Here is a 16,193-nt window from a genome sequence, read left to right on the forward strand (position 1 = left end):
CTACTTTCTCTTAGAATACGCACTTGACAAATTTCTAAATAGTTCGTCTATTTAACTCGGAAATATGGTATACTCTGGTCAATATTCTATCTTTTAAGCTGGCTATTTCGGAAAACAAGGGGTGCTGTCAGTGAAAATTTTAGAGCATATTGCTCAGGACATCGCAGAAAAAACAAGCGCTGTTTTAGGTTATCCAATCAGCATTACAGATAACGAAGGATATATTATCGGATCAACTGATAAGGAAAGGCTGGGACTCTTCCACCGTCCTTCACTTGACGTTATTAGAAAAAAGGGCTTAATTAATTGTCGCAATGAAGGAATCGGACAAATCCTTCCAGGTGTTTCTGTACCAATCATGATTAATAATAAAGCCATCGGCGTGCTTGGAATCGTCGGAAAACCTGAAGAAGTTGAGAAATATGCTCAGCTTGTAAAGAATCAAGTCGAAATGATGTGCCAGGATGCCTTTCGCAAAGAAATGAAAGAGCTGGAATCGAAAATGGTTGAAGTGTTTATCCAGCAAATTATTCATTATGACACAGACGAACGAGATGAGCGGATGATTCAGTATGCTAAAACACTCGGCTACAACCAGGAAATCTATCGAACGTGCATTTTAATAGACATTCATCGCTCTTTGCCTGTGCAAACCAACTCAAATGAGGTTTATGACCCTTATTCACTTCCGTATTTTCAAAGAGATCTATTGGACTATCTTTATTTAATTTTTCATGATTCCGAAGAAGACATTCTTTCCTTCATTAATATTGAGCGGTTAATTATTGTCAAACCTATCACAACAGAGCAAGCTTACACAGCTCTCGTTTCCTCTCTGGAGCAAAGGCTCCAAAAGCTAAATAATTTCTTGCAAACGAAGTATTACTTAGCCGCCTCCATCGCGATTGGCGATGTACAAAAAGGAATCAGGGGCATTGCTGAGTCGTTCCGCAATGCTGAAAAGACGATGATTTTTGGAAGAAAAGGAGATACCGGCTCAGGCATTTTTATTTATAATGAAAAACAGACAACTTTCCAACTGCTGCCGAAAGAAATCACTCCTGAACTTCAAAGAAAGCTTTTAAATATCGTTCAGCCTCTTGCTGATCTCGATAATTATGAAATACTGTCTACGACTTTTCTTAAATATTGTGAGTACAATTTAAATTTAAGCGAGGCAGCGCGCAACATGTTTATTCACCGCAATACAATTATTTACCGATTGGAACGGATAAGCGAAGCGACCGGCATAGACACGGGAAGCTTTCAGGACTGCATGCTGCTTTACATGGCCATACGCTGCTATGAAGAAACGAAAGAGAAGTCGTTTCGTCCGGCGTAAGCGCTTCCCTGGAAAAAACAAGCAGAAATGCAATCACGCTTTTTGCGAGGCATTCCTGCTTGTTTTTATGGTTAATAGAAGGAATTAATAGTTATCAATTTGCGCTCGCTGAATTTTTCCGCTGTAGTCTACATAAACAGACTTCCATTCAGTGTATACGTCCAGTGAAGCAACGCCGGAGTCACGATGCCCGTTTCCTGTTCCTTTCGTTCCTCCGAATGGCAGATGAATTTCCGCGCCTGTTGTTCCTGCATTAATATAAACAATCCCCGTATCCAAGTCTCTCATCGCCTGGAATGCCCGGTTGATATCAGCCGTAAAAATAGAGCTGGATAATCCAAATTCAACGCTGTTATTTACTTCAATGGCTTCTTCCAGGCTTTTCACCGGAATAATAGAAACGACCGGTCCGAAAATTTCTTCCTGGGCAATTCTCATATCGGATTTGACGTCAGTGAACAAAGTCGGTGCATAGAAATTCCCTTTATCTAAACCATTTTCAGTTAGAATTTCTCCGCCTTTTAACAGTTTTGCCCCCTCGTCTTTACCGATTTTGACATATTCATGTATTCTCTCAAGCGATGAACGGTTAATGACAGGACCTACATCGATCGACTCATCCAATCCGTCGCCGATCTTCAATGTTTCCATGCGCTTCAGCAACTTCTGCTCCAGCTCTTCCTTCACAGACTCATGGACGATAATTCGGCTGCAAGCTGTACATCTTTGTCCGCTCGTGCCAAATGCACTCCATACGATTCCATCTACTGCAAGGTCAATATCCGCGTCTTCAAGCACAGTTACTGCATTTTTTCCGCCCATCTCAAGCGATGTACGTTTCAGAAGCTCACCAGCACGTCCATTAATCTCCTTGCCGACTTCATTGGAGCCTGTAAATGACACGATATCGATATCCGGATGCTCAACGATCGCATTTCCTACCTCGCCTCCAGAACCATAGACAAGGTTCAACAAACCTTTCGGCAAGCCAGCTTTTTCATAGATTTTTGCAAACTCTCCGGCTAGAAATGGGGTTTCAGAGGCCGGCTTCCAAACAACCGCATTTCCAGTTACAAGCGCCGGCAATGACTTCCAGGAAGCGATCGCAATCGGGAAGTTCCAGGGAGTAATCAACCCGGCAATGCCAACAGGAACACGGACGCTCATCGCAAATTTGTTGTGCAGCTCTGAAGGCACTGTGTCGCCAAACATGCGCCGGCCTTCTCCGGCCATGTAAAACGCCATGTCGATCGCTTCTTGTACCTCTCCTCGCGCTTCCGCAATCACTTTTCCCATTTCTGTTGTCAGAATCTGCGCTAACTCTTCTTTGCGCTCTTTTAACAAATAAGCAACTTTATATAAAACCTCCGCACGTTCTGGAGCTGGTACGTTACGCCACTTTTTTTGCGCTGCTTTTGCCGCCTGGACAGCTTTATCCACATCCGCTTTTGTCGAGGCAACTACCTCTCCCAATACTTCTCCATTGACCGGATTTGTATTTTGCGTAAATCTGCCTGATTCAGACTCTACCCATTCACCGTTAATAAAATTTAAGTATTTTTTTACCGCTGTATCTTTTTGAACTGCATCTTTTACCGTTTGATTATTCATGTCATGATCTCTCCTCTTAATTTGTAATAATAGTGAGCTCTTTTTTCATGCGGTTAATGGCTTCGGTGAGCCGGTCAGTCGGAACAGACAGCGAAAGACGAAAATACCCTTCACCGCTTTCCCCGAATGCATGACCCGGCGTGATAATGACGCCTGTTTTTTCTAGCACACGGTTTGCGAATTCAGCTGACGTGTATCCATCCGGTACCGGTGCCCAAATAAAAAATGTGCCACGCGTCGGTTTTGTATTCACGCCAATAGATGTTAAAGCAGCCGTCATTGCCTTCATTCGTTCCGCATACACGTCGTTGCTTGCCTTGATGCAATCCTGGCTGCCCGCCAAAGCATGGGCGGCTGCCTTTTGGATAGGAATAAACTGACCGGTGTCGGTATTGCTTTTGTAAATCGATAGGGCCTTAATGACCTCTTTATTGCCGACAACATAGCCAATTCTCCAGCCGGTCATGCTGTATGTCTTGGATAAGGAGCCAAACTCAACAACAGCTTCTTTCGCCCCCTCTGCCTGCAAAATACTCGGTGCCTTGTAGCCTTCAAAAGTAACCATATTGTAAGCAGCATCATGAGCGATAACGATTTCATGCTGCTTGGCAAATGACACAGCTTTGCGAAAAAAATTAACGTCCACAGTAGCTGCCGTTGGATTGCCCGGATAATTTAAAAACATCAGCTTTGCTTCTGCAGCGACATTTTCAGGAATCTTCTGAAAATCAGGCTCAAAGTTATTCTCCTGCAGCAGCGGCATCGTATGTAACTTTCCGCCTGCAAGGGAAACCGCCATACGGTAAGGAGGATAACCCGGATCCGGCGCCAGAACAATCTCTCCGGGATCAATCATTGTGGGCACTAAATGGGCCAGCCCTTCCTTGGAACCGATCAGAGCGAGCACTTCTGTTTCCGGATCTAAATCAACGTTGAATTCCCGCTTATAAAACTCAGCTACTGCCTTTCGAAAGTCCAGGCAGCCAATGAAACTCGGATACTTAAAATTCTCCGGATAAGCCATTTCCTCTATCAGCTTATCTGTTATATGCTGCGGCGTTGGTAAATCCGGGTCCCCTATTCCTAAATCAATTACATCCACTCCAGCCTCTTGCATCATCTGTTTCTTCTTATTGAATTCGGCAAACATATACGGGGGAATTTGTGAGATTCTTTGCGATTGATAGCGCATGAAAAGTGATCACCACCCCTTCACATTCGTCTTGTTTAATTAGTAAACATTTTCATGCTTTTACTTTATCTTCTTTTACATTTATAAACTATGGTCTTTTTGTACAAAAATGCCCGGAAAATTATCGAAAAAATCCGTATACTTTTCACAAAAGAAGTATTCCAGACTGGATTGTCTGGCATCCACTTCTATCATCCGTGAAAATTTAACGGCAGCTGGAAACTTTTTGGGCTTTCATCCGTATATACAAAAAAACTGAGTAAAGGATGAAGAAGATGTCCAAGTCGTCAAATAAAAAGAAAAAAAGACGCTCTCGTGAAGGAGCGTCTGAGTTATTCGAAGCTTTATTTGAAAACTTTTTGCTTGATATCATCTTATGGCCACTTCGGATGTTATGGATGTTCATCCGCTTTCTGTTCCGCTCGATTGGTGACTTGATTCCGTAGATGTTAGTGAACAAGCCGATTTTGGAAGGCATAGATAACCGCTTGTGTCCGATCGTTTACTTCCAGCTTGGACAGGATATTGCTGACGTGCGTTTTCACTGTTTTTAAAGAAATATACAGCTCGTCAGCAATCTCCTGGTTGGATTTTCCTTGAGCAATAAGCAGCAAAACTTCCAGCTCTCGCTCGGTCAGCTCTTCATGAAGCGGCATCTTTTGACCCTGGCGCATGCGCTTCATCATTTTCCCTGTTACTTCCGGTTCAAGCACTGGCTCCCCGCTATATGTTTTGCGGATTGCATCAGCAATTACGCTGGCTTTTGATGTTTTTAATATGTAACTGACAGCCCCTGCTTCAAGAGCAGGATAGACCTTCTCATCGTCAAGAAAGCTGGTTACGATGATGATTTTGGCCTCAGGCCACTTTTCTGTAATACGTTTGGTCGCTTCAATTCCATCCATCTTCGGCATGACCAGATCCATTAAAATAATATCAGGCTTTAGTTCAAGAGCAGCCGTCACCGCTTTTTCACCGTCTTCCGCTTCAGCTTCTACTTGAATATCCGGCTGGGCCATTAAATAGGCAGACACGCCAATGCGCACCATTTCATGATCATCAACGAGAAGAACTCTTATCATTCGTTCGTTTCCACCTTTTCTTCTGATTTTTCCATTTGTGTTTGATCTGAGTGCTGTTTTGCAAACGGAACTTTAACCTCCAGCTTCGTCCCCTGGGAAGGCAATGAAATAATTTTTAATGTTCCGCCAATCTCAATTGCGCGTTCATGCATATTCTGCAATCCATAGGACCCCATTTTTGTCTGTTCCTGATCAAAACCAACTCCGTCATCACTAATCCGCAAAATAATGAAACCATCACGCCACACATTCAGTACGTCCAACCGATTAGCCTTGGCATGGCGCAGCGTATTAGAAATCGATTCCTGCACAATCCGAAATAGATGATCCTCCATTGCCCGGTCCATGCAGATTTCTTCTGTCGTCCAATGAATAGCTAACGGAACCTTTTGCGTTAATTCAACGAGGAGATCGTCAATCCCCTCTTTTAAAGACTTGCCGTTTAATGGTACAGGCCGTAAATGCAAAAGAAGCGCTCGCATTTCTAATTGCGACTGCTGAATCATTTCCTCTACCATAGCTAACTGCTTCGTTTCTATGGACGGTGCAGATTCACGATTTTCATTAATGGCCGACATCATCATGGAAGCCGCAAACAATTGCTGGGAAACCGAATCGTGCAGTTCTCTTGCAAGCCGCTGCCGCTCCTGCGAAACCATTTCCTGGATGAGCGTTTCCTGGCTCTCTGCTTTTTCTCTAGCGAGACGTCGGGCTGCTTGTTTCTGTTCAATGATGACACGCTCAAGCTGTTGAAACTTTTGCTCAATGTTCGAAAAGTCGGCTGGCAGCATGCTGTCTTTCTCCTCTTTGTCTTTACCAGAAATGAGGGAGTCAATTCTTCGATCAAGTGTTTTTAAAGATGTCCATTGTCCCCATCCGTATAATGCACCAAATAGGAAAGCTGTCCCTACTATGGCCGCCGCTATAAATACAGCAAGAGGAAGCTCAAATAGCTTCTGTTCAAAGTAAGCCCGCCATGTCGGATGCGGAAAGCTCGTTTCAAAAGCGGCAATGATCACTCCTGCCACAAAAAGAACAGCTAAAAAAACTTGACGAATCTGCTTAGCAAAAATATTCACACCCGATTCACCTCCACATCGCCAATAACCGTGGAAATGAGAAGAATAATTGTTGTTTCTGCCCCTTCCTGCTCGCTATGATGTTCATCTTCAAAATATAGCGTATCATTCCAAAGAGGAACGGGAAAACGCTGGAACAAATGAGCATTTCCTATAACGGTTGCGAAGCGCATACGAACGGGGACTTCATAAGGTATATCTACTTTCACCTTTCCGATCATTTGCCTGATGGAAATAACCGCCGTTCCCTTTGGTAGCACTGTATTGCTTACATCAACAGTAATATCGCCGAGCACCCCTTGAATATGGATGTCCTTCCATTCATATGAATGCTCCGGTGTAGATTGAACAGAAAACAACTTATTTTTTAGAAAAGAGTGCTTAATCGATTCACCGGGCTCCATCGGCATCTCTCTCACAGTATCGGGTGATAGAGAAAAGCGTACCGGTTCTTTTTTCGATTGGAAGAAGCGGTACAGCATATAAATCAAACCAGCAAGAACAAGCATCCGTAAACTGCTCATGCTAAGAATCATCATGATTGATAAAAATACGCCAAACCAAAACAATAGCTTACCAAACCAGCTTTTGTTCCATTTTCTCCCAAAGTAAATCATTGCTGCTCCGAAGAAGAGGGAAAACACAAAATCATTATGGAAAAATGTCGCCTCAATTAAAATGATGATCAAAGCAGCAAGTAAAAACATAGTAAGCATATCTGTTCTTTTAAATGGTGACATTCTTTTTCCTCCTTCCTCGAATTAGCAACGCTGCAATGCGAAACAAACCCGCAATCACGGGTTTGTTTCACTCTCTTCAATTGTTAATCATAGCATGTTTTATGCTTGCTGTGTGTTCTTTTCTTGCTGATAAAATTGTCTTTCCAGCTCTGCAAGACGGGCGTCCATTAATGTCGTTTCATACTTCTTGCTCGCCTTGCCTTCCAACTCATCAATATATTGCTCCAGCTCTTCAAACCGGCCAAACGGATGATTATTCCCTGATCCTTCATCCAACACTTTACTCATGCTGTAATGAGCTCTTGCTGCATTTTCCCGGCCCATTAATTCAAGGCGGCGCACATTCATATCTTTCAATTTATGCTTCATTTCTTCTGTCTGACGTTCAAGCTTTATGATTTGTTCGTCCGCGATAGAAACGGAGTGCTGCAAACGAGCCGCTCTCTCTTTGTATATCTCTGCTTCTCTTACAGCGAACTCTTCCAACTGCTTTTCCCCCGCTTCAGCAGCGAGTGCAGCCTGTTTCAAGCGCTTATCCTGCATACGAACAGCATCCTGCCATTCGCGTTCAAATTCTTTTTTCAATAATTGTTGCCGTTCTAACAATTTCATTGCTTTTTCGGTCTCTTTCTGTGCTTCACGCAAATACTGATTTAACATAGCAATTGGATTTTTCTGCTCTTTCTTTTCTACGATGTCGAACAATTCTGCCTCTACAGTCCGTTTAATTTTCGCAAAGATTCCTGTCATCTTAATCTCTCCTTATTTATTTTTTAGTTGGCTCCATTGTTTTTCGAAATTGACGAATGGATCTTCTTCTTTTGCTGCTGCAACAAAGTCTTCATCCTCTTCCTGCCATTTTTTATACACAACATACAGGACACCTAAAGCTGCGACGCCAAGCAAAGCTGGCACATTGCCGACCGCTGCCAGGAACGCGATAATTCCCGCTGCTCCCCAAAAAATTTTGACCCCTTTGGAATGTGCTTGTCTGTACTGTTTCCATGCCACATACATAATGGCTGCACATGCTACGAGGCCAAGAACCGGACCGGCACTCGCAATGGCTACCATAGCTGCAAGCCCTCCTATACAAAACAGCATCACCTTTTTCATTATTTTTTCCTCCCTTCGATATCTTGATTTCATCTTACCTCGCTTTCCCTTTTCCTATAACGAGCTTCGGATGGAACTTTCCCTCATCCTTAAGACCGAGACAATGAAAAGCGGAGACGACTGTCCTGGGACGACAAGCATATGACAGGATGACGAAGTGGCGTTCTTCAGCCACACAGTCAGGCTGGCATATGACCTCGAGTCCCAAGGAGGCGGAGCTGGACAAGAAAAGCGGAGACGACTGTCCTGGGACGACAAGCATATGGCAGGATGACGAAGTGGTGTTCTTCAGCCACACAGTCAGGCTGGCATATGACCTCGAGTCCTAAGGAGGCGGAGCTGGACAAGAAAAGCGGAGACGACTGTCCTGGGACGACAAGCATATGACAGGATGACGAAGTGGTGTTCTTCAGCCACACAGTCAGGCTGGCATATGACCTCGAGTCCTAAGGAGGCGGAGCTGGACAAAGAAAAGTGGAAGGCGCTTGCTTATCACAAGACGGGCCAGCTAGAAGGTTGCTCTTGACCTTCTAGACGGACAGGCTTGTGTCCTCGAGCTGATAGCGCCTGTAGCTGGACAACAAAAAAGCGTCCGAAACAGCATTCGGACGCTTTTTATTATTTTTTATGCATTTTAAATTCAAGATACAGCTCGTTGTAGTAAGCCAGCATATCGGCTCCCAAGTTTTCGTACACTTCTAGATGCTTCGTTTGTTCCGGGCTTGGATAGAAACGTTTGTCATTAACGACATCCTTCGGCATGTGCTGAAGAGCCTTTTGATTCGGCGTAGAATAGCCTACATATTCTGCGTTTTGCGCAGCGACTTTCGGATCAAGCATAAAGTTGATAAATTGGTGGGCTGCTTTCAGGTTTTTGGCTGTTTTTGGGATGACCATGTTATCAAACCAAAGATTGGACCCTTCCTCTGGTACCACATATTCCAGATTATCCTTTTCCCACATAATTTCCGAAGCAGTTCCCGACCAGACAACCCCAACGGCCGCTTCATCATTTTCCATCAGCAGACGGATTTCATCACCGATGATCGCTTTAATATTAGGCGTCAATTGATCAAGCTTTTTCTTCGCTTCAATTAGATGATGCTTGTTCTTATCGTTCAATGAATAATGAAGGGAATTGAGCCCCATGCCCATTACCTCACGGGCTCCATCAACAAGCAAAATATTGTTGCGCAGCTCCGGGCTCCACAGATCATTCCACGCTTTGATCTCTTTTCCTTTCAACAAATCTTTATTGTAAATGATGCCGACTGTTCCCCAAAAATAAGGGATCGAATATTTGTTGCCGTGATCAAACGGAAGATCCATGAATCGTTGATCAATATATTTTAAGTTTGGCAGTTTCGAATGATCGAGCGGAAGCAGCTGGTCTGCCTTTTTCATTTTGTCAATTGCATACTCAGAAGGTACCGCGATATCGTAAGCAGTGCCGCCCTGCTCAATTTTGGTCATCATCGCTTCGTTGGAATCAAACGTTTCATAGATTACTTTAACACCGGTTTCTTTTTCAAACTGAGTAATCAGTTTGGGGTCGATGTAATCCCCCCAATTGTAGATCGTTAATGTATTGCCCGCTACCTTCTTGTCTGATCCATTCAGTGCCGAAACAGCGTACATCAATAAAAAAGCGATAGCAAATATAGCTATAAATGCGCGTATTAACTTATTCATTTTCGCACCCCCGCCCCAGCCGTTCGGCTGTTTCGCTGCATAATAAAGTAATAACCGGCCACAAGTATGATCGTAAACAAGAATAATAGCGTGGACAACGCATTAATATTTAAAGAAATACCTCGACGAGCTAATGAATAAATTTCAACGGATAATGTGCTGAAGCCATTCCCGGTAACGAAAAAGGTGACAGCAAAGTCATCAAGAGAGTATGTGAGTGCCATGAAAAAACCAGCAAAAATGCCTGGTGAAATATATGGCAGAATAACCTTTGACAATACATCCCAATGCCCCGCTCCTAAATCACGCGCAGCATCAATTAAAGAGCTGCTCATCTCCTCCAGTTTAGGAAGCACCATAATGACTACGATCGGAATGGAAAAGGCAATATGCGATAACAGCACAGATGCAAAACCTAACTTAATTCCTACCATTGTAAATAGAATCAAAAACGATGCACCGATAATAACATCAGGACTAACAATGAGGACGTTATTCAGGGATAAAAGTGCTTGCTTTACCGTCCTCTGTCTCATATATACAATCGCGAGAGCCCCAATCACCCCGACTATTGTGGAAATAGCTGCAGACAAAAGAGCGATAATTATCGTATTTAACACAATAATAAGCAGTCTTTTATCACCAAAGAGCTCCTTATACCAATCCAGTGTAAATCCTTCGAAATTATTCATTGTACCGCCGCTATTAAATGAATAAAACATTAAATAGAAAATAGGGGCGTATAAAATGATAAAGATAAAAGCCAAATAGACTCTTGGCCAAGCAGTCTTTTTTTTCATTTTACTGAATCCCCCGCTTTCTTGCTCCGGTCACAACCATAATGACGACCATCGTTATAATCAAAAATACAGCAATGGCTGATCCCATTCCCCAGTCCTGTGTGACAAGAAAATGCTGTTCAATCGCTGTGCCGAGCGTGATCACTCGGTTGCCGGCAATTAGACGGGTAATCATAAATAGGGATAGAGCCGGAATGAATACAGCCTGCACCCCTGACTTTACACCACTGAGCGTAAGCGGGAATATGACCTTCCGAAACGTTGTCCATGCAGAAGCTCCAAGATCACGCGAAGCATCTATCAAAGCAGGATTCAGCTTATCGAGCGCATTAAAAATAGGCAGCAGCATAAATGGAATGAAAATATAGACTGAGACAAATACAAAGCTAAAATCAGTAAATAAAATCTGATGTGCGCCAATGCCGATTAGCTCAAGAAAATTATTTGCAGCTCCATACGTGCTAAAGATGCCAAGAAAAGCATAGGCCTTCAGTAGCAAGTTAATCCACGACGGCAAAATGACAAGTAACAGAAGCAGTTGCTTATATTTTGTTTTCGTAATAAAGTAAGCCGCTGGATAAGCAATAATCAAACAAAACAACGTAATTAAAAATGCATACCAGAACGAGCTGGCAATCATCTTTATATAAACAAAGGTAAATAGCTTTTCATAATTGGCAAAGGTAAAGTTTCCGTGTAAATCAAAAAAAGAATAGTAGATAACGAGCAAAATAGGCGTAACGACAAACAGGCCGATCCAAAGTATATATGGCAGCAAATAAACCAGTCGCGTCTTGTTATTCATGACCGGCCTCTTGATATGATTCTAATCGCTTGTCGAATTCTTCTTCTGTTTCGCCGAGGCGCATAACATGAATAGCTTCCGGTTCAAAACTAAGTCCGATTTTGTCGCCTACCACTGCCTTCTTCGTTGAGTGAACAAGCCACTCATTCTGCGCTTCATCATAACAAAGCATTTCATAGTGAACACCACGGAACAGCTGAGAATCTACCTTGACCTGAATTTTACCTTCATTCCATGAAGTAATCTCCAAGTCTTCCGGACGGATCACTATTTCCACCGATTCATTTGGGTTCAATCCCTGATCGACACATTCAAATACTTTCCCTGCAAATTCTACTTCAAAATCTTTGATCATTTTGCCAGGCACGATATTAGACTCTCCAATAAAATCGGCTACAAAGCGATTAATCGGCTCATCATAAATATCTGTCGGTGTACCGCTTTGCTGGATTTGTCCTTCATGGAGAACAAATATTTCGTCGGACATAGCCAGGGCTTCTTCTTGATCATGCGTAACGAAAATAAAAGTGATGCCTAGACGCTGTTGCAAATCACGCAGCTCATATTGCATTTCTGTGCGCAGCTTTAAATCCAATGCAGACAGCGGCTCGTCCAGCAAAATAACCTCTGGCTCGTTTACAATGGCCCGAGCAATGGCCACCCGTTGTCGCTGCCCACCGGACATTTCTGTAATTTCTCTATTCTCATAACCGCTTAAATTGACAAAACGAAGGGCTTCTTTTACTCTGCGATCCACTTCATCTTTTTTGACTTTTTTTATACGCAGCCCGAAAGCAACATTCTCATAGACATTTAGGTGCGGAAAAAGGGCATAGTCTTGAAAAACCGTATTCACTTGCCGCTTGTTCGCAGGTACTTGATTAATCCTTTTGCCATTAAAATAAATGTCTCCTTCTGATGCTTCCGTAAAGCCGGCAATCAACCGAAGAATCGTTGTCTTTCCACAACCGGAAGGCCCGAGAAGTGTATAAAACTTCCCCCGCTCAATTTCAAAACTTACACGATCCAACACAACTGCATCGTTATCATAGCGCTTCGTTACATTATCAAAGCGAATAATGACTTCTTTTTCCATAATACCCTCCCTTTTCTGTTATAAGTAAGACTTTGTCACTGTCATAATGAGTTCAGATGGGCCATCAAAATCATTAATAATCTGATGCTCTTCGGATGAATGGAAATAAATCGCTTCTCCTGCCTCGGCCACATATTCCTGATTGCCTAGCAGCACTTTGATGCGGCCACTCATCACGTAACCAAATGTTTCGGCCAGTGATGGTTCGAATCGCTTAAATTCTCCATCTTTTTGAAGAATCAGCTTAATCGGCTCCATCTCTTTTTCATTCGATTCAGGCACCAGCCACTGGATTTCATATCCTCTTTCCTCATCAAGATACTCTGTTTGATCTTCTTCTCCATAGACAACCTTCTGTTCTCGCTTATCCTCATCAAAAAAGTCTTTCGGAGAGCATCCTAACACTTCCAGCAAGTGAAAGAGTGTTTCTATGGAAGGTGAGCTTAAATCCCGTTCCAATTGGGAAATATACCCCTTGCTCAAATCTGTTCTTTCTCCAAGTTCTTCTTGTGTCAATCCCTTTTTCAACCTTAAATTTTTAATTTTCTTCCCAATTTCCATCCTCTTAATCCTCGATTTTGTTTATATTTAGTAAACTTTCAGTAAATGAAGTTTACTTTTATAAAACTGTAAGTTTACACCTAGTTTCTCATTATAATGTATATATACGAAATCTCAAGCAAAAATTATACTTTTCAACGCCTTGACAGCAATAAGAAATTACTGTAAAATGAATGATATTCAGTCATTATTATTGGAGGATTTACTATGCGGGTAAAAAGTGATGGCAAATACAATAAAATTCTTCAGGCAGCGATCGAGGTAATTTCTGAAAAAGGGCTCGACCAAACCTCAATTACTGACATTGTTAAACGGGCAGGCGTTGCTCAGGGAACGTTTTATTTGTACTTTCCTTCAAAAAAAGATTTAATTCCTGCCATCGCAGAGGATTTGCTCAGTTTGACACTAGAGAAAATTAAGAGTGAAACAAAACAAATAAATGGCTTTTGGCAGATTATGCGAACACTTATCGATGAAACGTTTGAGTTAACGAAGTCTTACAAAGAGGTTATTATTTTGTGCTACTCTGGCCTTGCCATTGTGCATTCAATGGAAAAATGGGAAACAATCTATACTCCCTACTATGATTGGCTAGAGGAAGTTTTACAGTCAGCCGCCAGCAAGGGAGAAATCATTGCTGACATTGATATCAATTGGACGGCTCGTCTTATTATTAACTTAATTGAGAATGCTGCCGAGCGCTTTTATATCGCTGAAGAAAAAAGAGATTTAGCCGCCTGTAAAGAGGAAACCTTTTCTTTTCTACAGCGCTCCCTTTCCCGCTAAGTATCGAAACGCTTTTCCAAGCGTTTCAATTTTTAACAAAAAAATGAATGACATTCATTCATAAATGAGGTGCTTACATTGAGTTGGTTTATTGTATTAATTGCAGGTCTATTGGAAATCGTATGGGCGACAGGTTTGAAGCATGCCGATTCTCTAACGGATTGGGCAGTCATCACCGTGCTGATTGCTACTAGCTTCCTTCTGCTCATCCGTTCATATAAAACGATCCCGCTGGCCGCTGCCTACACTGTCTTTGTCGGCATTGGTACAGCAGGCACGTATTTTATGGGAATTTATTTAGGAGAACCGTTCTCCCTCATCCAGTTAATATTCGTTGTCTTGCTGCTTTCGGGAGTAGCGGGTATGAAATTATCCACATCAACACAGAAAGACCAAAGTCGAGGTGAATATCAATGAGTTGGGTCTTTTTAGTTCTAGCTGGCTTTGAAGAAGTCATTGCAACGATTGCAATGAAATATGTAAATGGCACAAAGAGAAAGTGGCCGATTGCTGTCATGGTGATTGGCTTTATCTTCTCCTTCTATTGTTTATCAAAAGCGATGACAGAGCTTTCTGCAGGGATTGCTTACGCTGTCTGGACCGGCATCGGTACAGTCGGTATTACTCTCGTCAGCATTATTTGGTTTAAAGAGAAATTGAATAAATTTCAACTTCTCTCGCTTCTATTTATTATGCTGGGTGTAGCCGGATTGAAATTTACTTCTTAAAAAAAGTGTCAGTATCAAGAATGCTTTTATGCACCTTGATACTGACACTTTTTACTTAATTTAGAGTCAAGTTCAAAAAGCCTGCTGGGCAAAAGTGCCAACAATTGAACACAAATGAGAAGGGCTTGAAGTATTTTTATCCTAACTGCCTATTTCTTTATGCTTCATTAATCCCATCAGCCAGCCGCCGATTCATCAAAATTAAATTCCGGTGGAGCTTTTGTAAAGAATTTAGTCGCACTTAAAAGGTAAATAAATCCGACTGCCATCCAGGATAATCCGAGTGTCATAGCAGCGGTATCCAGTTTGTACCACAAATAAGCATTAAGTGAAAAGCCAATAAAAGGAACAGCAACATGACTAAACACAGAGCGCATAGTATGACTTTTATTTCTTTTGAAATAGTAAAAAACAACAGACAAGTTTACGAATGCAAAAGCCGTAAAAGCTCCAAAGTTAATTAACGATGTGGCTGTGTGTAAGCTGAGAAACAATGCTGAAGACGCTAAAATTCCCGTTAAAACAATATTTAAGACCGGTGTTGCCAGCTTGGGGTGGATATAAGCAAAAACTCTTTTAAATAAAATGCCGTCCCGTCCCATCGCATACAGTAAACGCGAGGCGCTCGTTTGTCCAGCCAGACCGGATGCAATACAGGCTGTAAGTGCCCCAGAAAGAAAAATAGCCTGAAAAAGACTTCCACCTATATAAAGAGCAATATTTGGAGAGGCTTCCTCTATGTCAGGAGAAATTTGCACCAATGCCCCTACACTAGGAAATAAGCTCTGCATAAAGTAGGAAACTGCCAAAAAGAAAATGCCTCCAAGAAAAGCGACCAGAAAGATGGCTCGGGGAATATCTGTTTTTGGTTTGACTGCTTCCTCTGACAATGTAGTAACAGCATCAAATCCTAGAAACGATAACATTAAAATCGATGCTCCTGCAAAGACGGTGGAGAAATTCATTGCTTCTGAATAGAAAGGATTAAACGAAAAGTACCCGATATTCCCTACAATAATAGAACGTGCTGTCAGAAAAATAAAAATAGCAGCGATTAACGCTTGGAAAATTACCATAAGTGTATTAGCAGAAACCGCGATCTTCACACCAGCAATATTCATCGTCGTAATTAAAATAACCATTCCAAGAACCCAAATCCATGAAGGAACAGTTGGAAACACAGCCGAAAGGTAGATACCGGTAAACATTGCATTGATCATAGGCAGAAAAAGATAATCAAGCAAAACCGCCCATCCTACAAGAAAACCAAGACCAGAATTTATTGTTCGTCTTGTATAAGTGTACGCCGAGCCGGAGGAAGGATATATCTTGGCCATTTTGCTATAGCTGAAAACGGTGAACAATACTGCAATCATAACAAGCACATAGGATGCAGGAACGTGGCCATTTGTCAGTTCAGAAATGATACCAAACGTATCAAAAACTGCAAAAGGTGACATGTAGGCAAGCCCAAGAACTAAAATATGCCTTAATTTAAGTGTCCTTTTCAATTTACTCTCATTCGTATTCATACTGCACTCCCTCCCATACACGGAAACGTTT

The 16,193-nt window shown here is 42.2% G+C and carries 18 protein-coding genes; 5 read left to right on the top strand and 13 right to left on the bottom strand.

The genetic code is table 11. The features are described from left to right. The first annotated feature begins 130 nt into the window (after positions 1–130). Positions 131–1,342, top strand: a complete 1,212-nt coding sequence (locus MKZ02_RS00800; RefSeq protein ID WP_340851367.1) for a CdaR family transcriptional regulator — start codon at positions 131–133, stop codon at positions 1,340–1,342. A gap of 84 nt (positions 1,343–1,426) precedes the next feature. On the opposite strand, the gene MKZ02_RS00805 is transcribed toward MKZ02_RS00800, so the two are convergent. Together MKZ02_RS00805 and MKZ02_RS00810 are read right to left on the bottom strand one after the other, a co-directional pair. Continuing rightward, the gene (locus tag MKZ02_RS00805; protein ID WP_120036042.1) at positions 1,427–2,953 is read right to left on the bottom strand and encodes an aldehyde dehydrogenase family protein; all 1,527 of its coding nucleotides are present in this window, start codon (positions 2,951–2,953) and stop codon (positions 1,427–1,429) included. Between the two features lie 16 nt (positions 2,954–2,969). Beyond that, positions 2,970–4,145, bottom strand: a complete 1,176-nt coding sequence (locus tag MKZ02_RS00810) for an LL-diaminopimelate aminotransferase (RefSeq protein WP_340851368.1) — start codon at positions 4,143–4,145, stop codon at positions 2,970–2,972. A gap of 275 nt (positions 4,146–4,420) precedes the next feature. Between MKZ02_RS00810 and MKZ02_RS00815 the strand changes: the two genes are divergently transcribed. Next, positions 4,421–4,591 (top strand): hypothetical protein, encoded by a 171-nt coding sequence (locus MKZ02_RS00815; protein ID WP_340851369.1) that lies wholly within the window; start codon positions 4,421–4,423, stop codon positions 4,589–4,591. A gap of 3 nt (positions 4,592–4,594) precedes the next feature. On the opposite strand, the gene MKZ02_RS00820 is transcribed toward MKZ02_RS00815, so the two are convergent. The 10 genes from MKZ02_RS00820 to MKZ02_RS00865 all read right to left on the bottom strand — a co-directional run bounded on the left by MKZ02_RS00820 (position 4,595) and on the right by MKZ02_RS00865 (position 13,116). Continuing rightward, positions 4,595–5,227, bottom strand: coding sequence for a response regulator transcription factor (locus MKZ02_RS00820; RefSeq protein ID WP_120036040.1), 633 nt, complete (start codon positions 5,225–5,227; stop codon positions 4,595–4,597). Beyond that, a complete protein-coding gene (locus tag MKZ02_RS00825) occupies positions 5,224–6,306 on the bottom strand; it encodes a sensor histidine kinase (RefSeq protein WP_340851371.1) in 1,083 nt (360 codons plus the stop codon). The genes MKZ02_RS00820 and MKZ02_RS00825 overlap by 4 nt, the downstream gene beginning before the upstream one ends. Beyond that, positions 6,303–7,046: a cell wall-active antibiotics response protein LiaF gene (gene liaF, locus MKZ02_RS00830; protein WP_340851372.1), complete on the bottom strand. Its 744-nt coding sequence runs from the start codon at positions 7,044–7,046 to the stop codon at positions 6,303–6,305. Before liaF ends, MKZ02_RS00825 begins: the two co-directional genes overlap by 4 nt. Before the next feature lie 99 nt (positions 7,047–7,145). After that, positions 7,146–7,796: a PspA/IM30 family protein gene (locus MKZ02_RS00835; RefSeq protein ID WP_340851374.1), complete on the bottom strand. Its 651-nt coding sequence runs from the start codon at positions 7,794–7,796 to the stop codon at positions 7,146–7,148. A 12-nt stretch (positions 7,797–7,808) separates the two neighbouring features. After that, positions 7,809–8,162, bottom strand: a complete 354-nt coding sequence (locus MKZ02_RS00840; RefSeq protein ID WP_120036037.1) for a lmo0954 family membrane protein — start codon at positions 8,160–8,162, stop codon at positions 7,809–7,811. Positions 8,163–8,780: 618 nt separating this feature from the next. Continuing rightward, complete coding sequence (locus MKZ02_RS00845; RefSeq protein WP_340851376.1) at positions 8,781–9,854, bottom strand: ABC transporter substrate-binding protein; 1,074 nt, start codon at positions 9,852–9,854, stop codon at positions 8,781–8,783. Continuing rightward, entirely contained in the window at positions 9,851–10,654 is an 804-nt protein-coding gene (locus tag MKZ02_RS00850; protein WP_340851378.1) for an ABC transporter permease, read from the bottom strand. The genes MKZ02_RS00845 and MKZ02_RS00850 overlap by 4 nt, the downstream gene beginning before the upstream one ends. 1 nt (position 10,655) lies before the next feature. Then, complete coding sequence (locus MKZ02_RS00855) at positions 10,656–11,459, bottom strand: ABC transporter permease (protein WP_120036035.1); 804 nt, start codon at positions 11,457–11,459, stop codon at positions 10,656–10,658. After that, entirely contained in the window at positions 11,452–12,555 is a 1,104-nt protein-coding gene (locus MKZ02_RS00860; protein WP_120036034.1) for an ABC transporter ATP-binding protein, read from the bottom strand. Before MKZ02_RS00860 ends, MKZ02_RS00855 begins: the two co-directional genes overlap by 8 nt. Before the next feature lie 18 nt (positions 12,556–12,573). Beyond that, positions 12,574–13,116: a helix-turn-helix domain-containing protein gene (locus MKZ02_RS00865; protein WP_120036033.1), complete on the bottom strand. Its 543-nt coding sequence runs from the start codon at positions 13,114–13,116 to the stop codon at positions 12,574–12,576. Between the two features lie 207 nt (positions 13,117–13,323). Between MKZ02_RS00865 and MKZ02_RS00870 the strand changes: the two genes are divergently transcribed. The 3 genes from MKZ02_RS00870 to MKZ02_RS00880 all read left to right on the top strand — a co-directional run bounded on the left by MKZ02_RS00870 (position 13,324) and on the right by MKZ02_RS00880 (position 14,630). Continuing rightward, positions 13,324–13,902 carry a TetR family transcriptional regulator gene (locus MKZ02_RS00870; protein WP_340851381.1) on the top strand — a complete coding sequence of 193 codons (579 nt, stop codon included), beginning with the start codon at positions 13,324–13,326 and terminating at the stop codon, positions 13,900–13,902. A gap of 78 nt (positions 13,903–13,980) precedes the next feature. Beyond that, on the top strand, positions 13,981–14,319 hold the full coding sequence (locus MKZ02_RS00875) for a DMT family transporter (protein ID WP_120036031.1): 339 nt from the start codon (positions 13,981–13,983) through the stop codon (positions 14,317–14,319). Next, entirely contained in the window at positions 14,316–14,630 is a 315-nt protein-coding gene (locus MKZ02_RS00880; RefSeq protein WP_340851384.1) for a DMT family transporter, read from the top strand. Before MKZ02_RS00875 ends, MKZ02_RS00880 begins: the two co-directional genes overlap by 4 nt. 176 nt (positions 14,631–14,806) lie before the next feature. Here MKZ02_RS00880 and MKZ02_RS00885 read toward each other — a convergent pair whose 3' ends face one another. Beyond that, entirely contained in the window at positions 14,807–16,162 is a 1,356-nt protein-coding gene (locus MKZ02_RS00885; protein WP_340851386.1) for an APC family permease, read from the bottom strand. Positions 16,163–16,193 lie beyond the last annotated feature (31 nt).

The organism is Pseudobacillus sp. FSL P4-0506, assembly GCF_038003025.1.
Taxonomy (GTDB): domain Bacteria; phylum Bacillota; class Bacilli; order Bacillales; family Domibacillaceae; genus Pseudobacillus.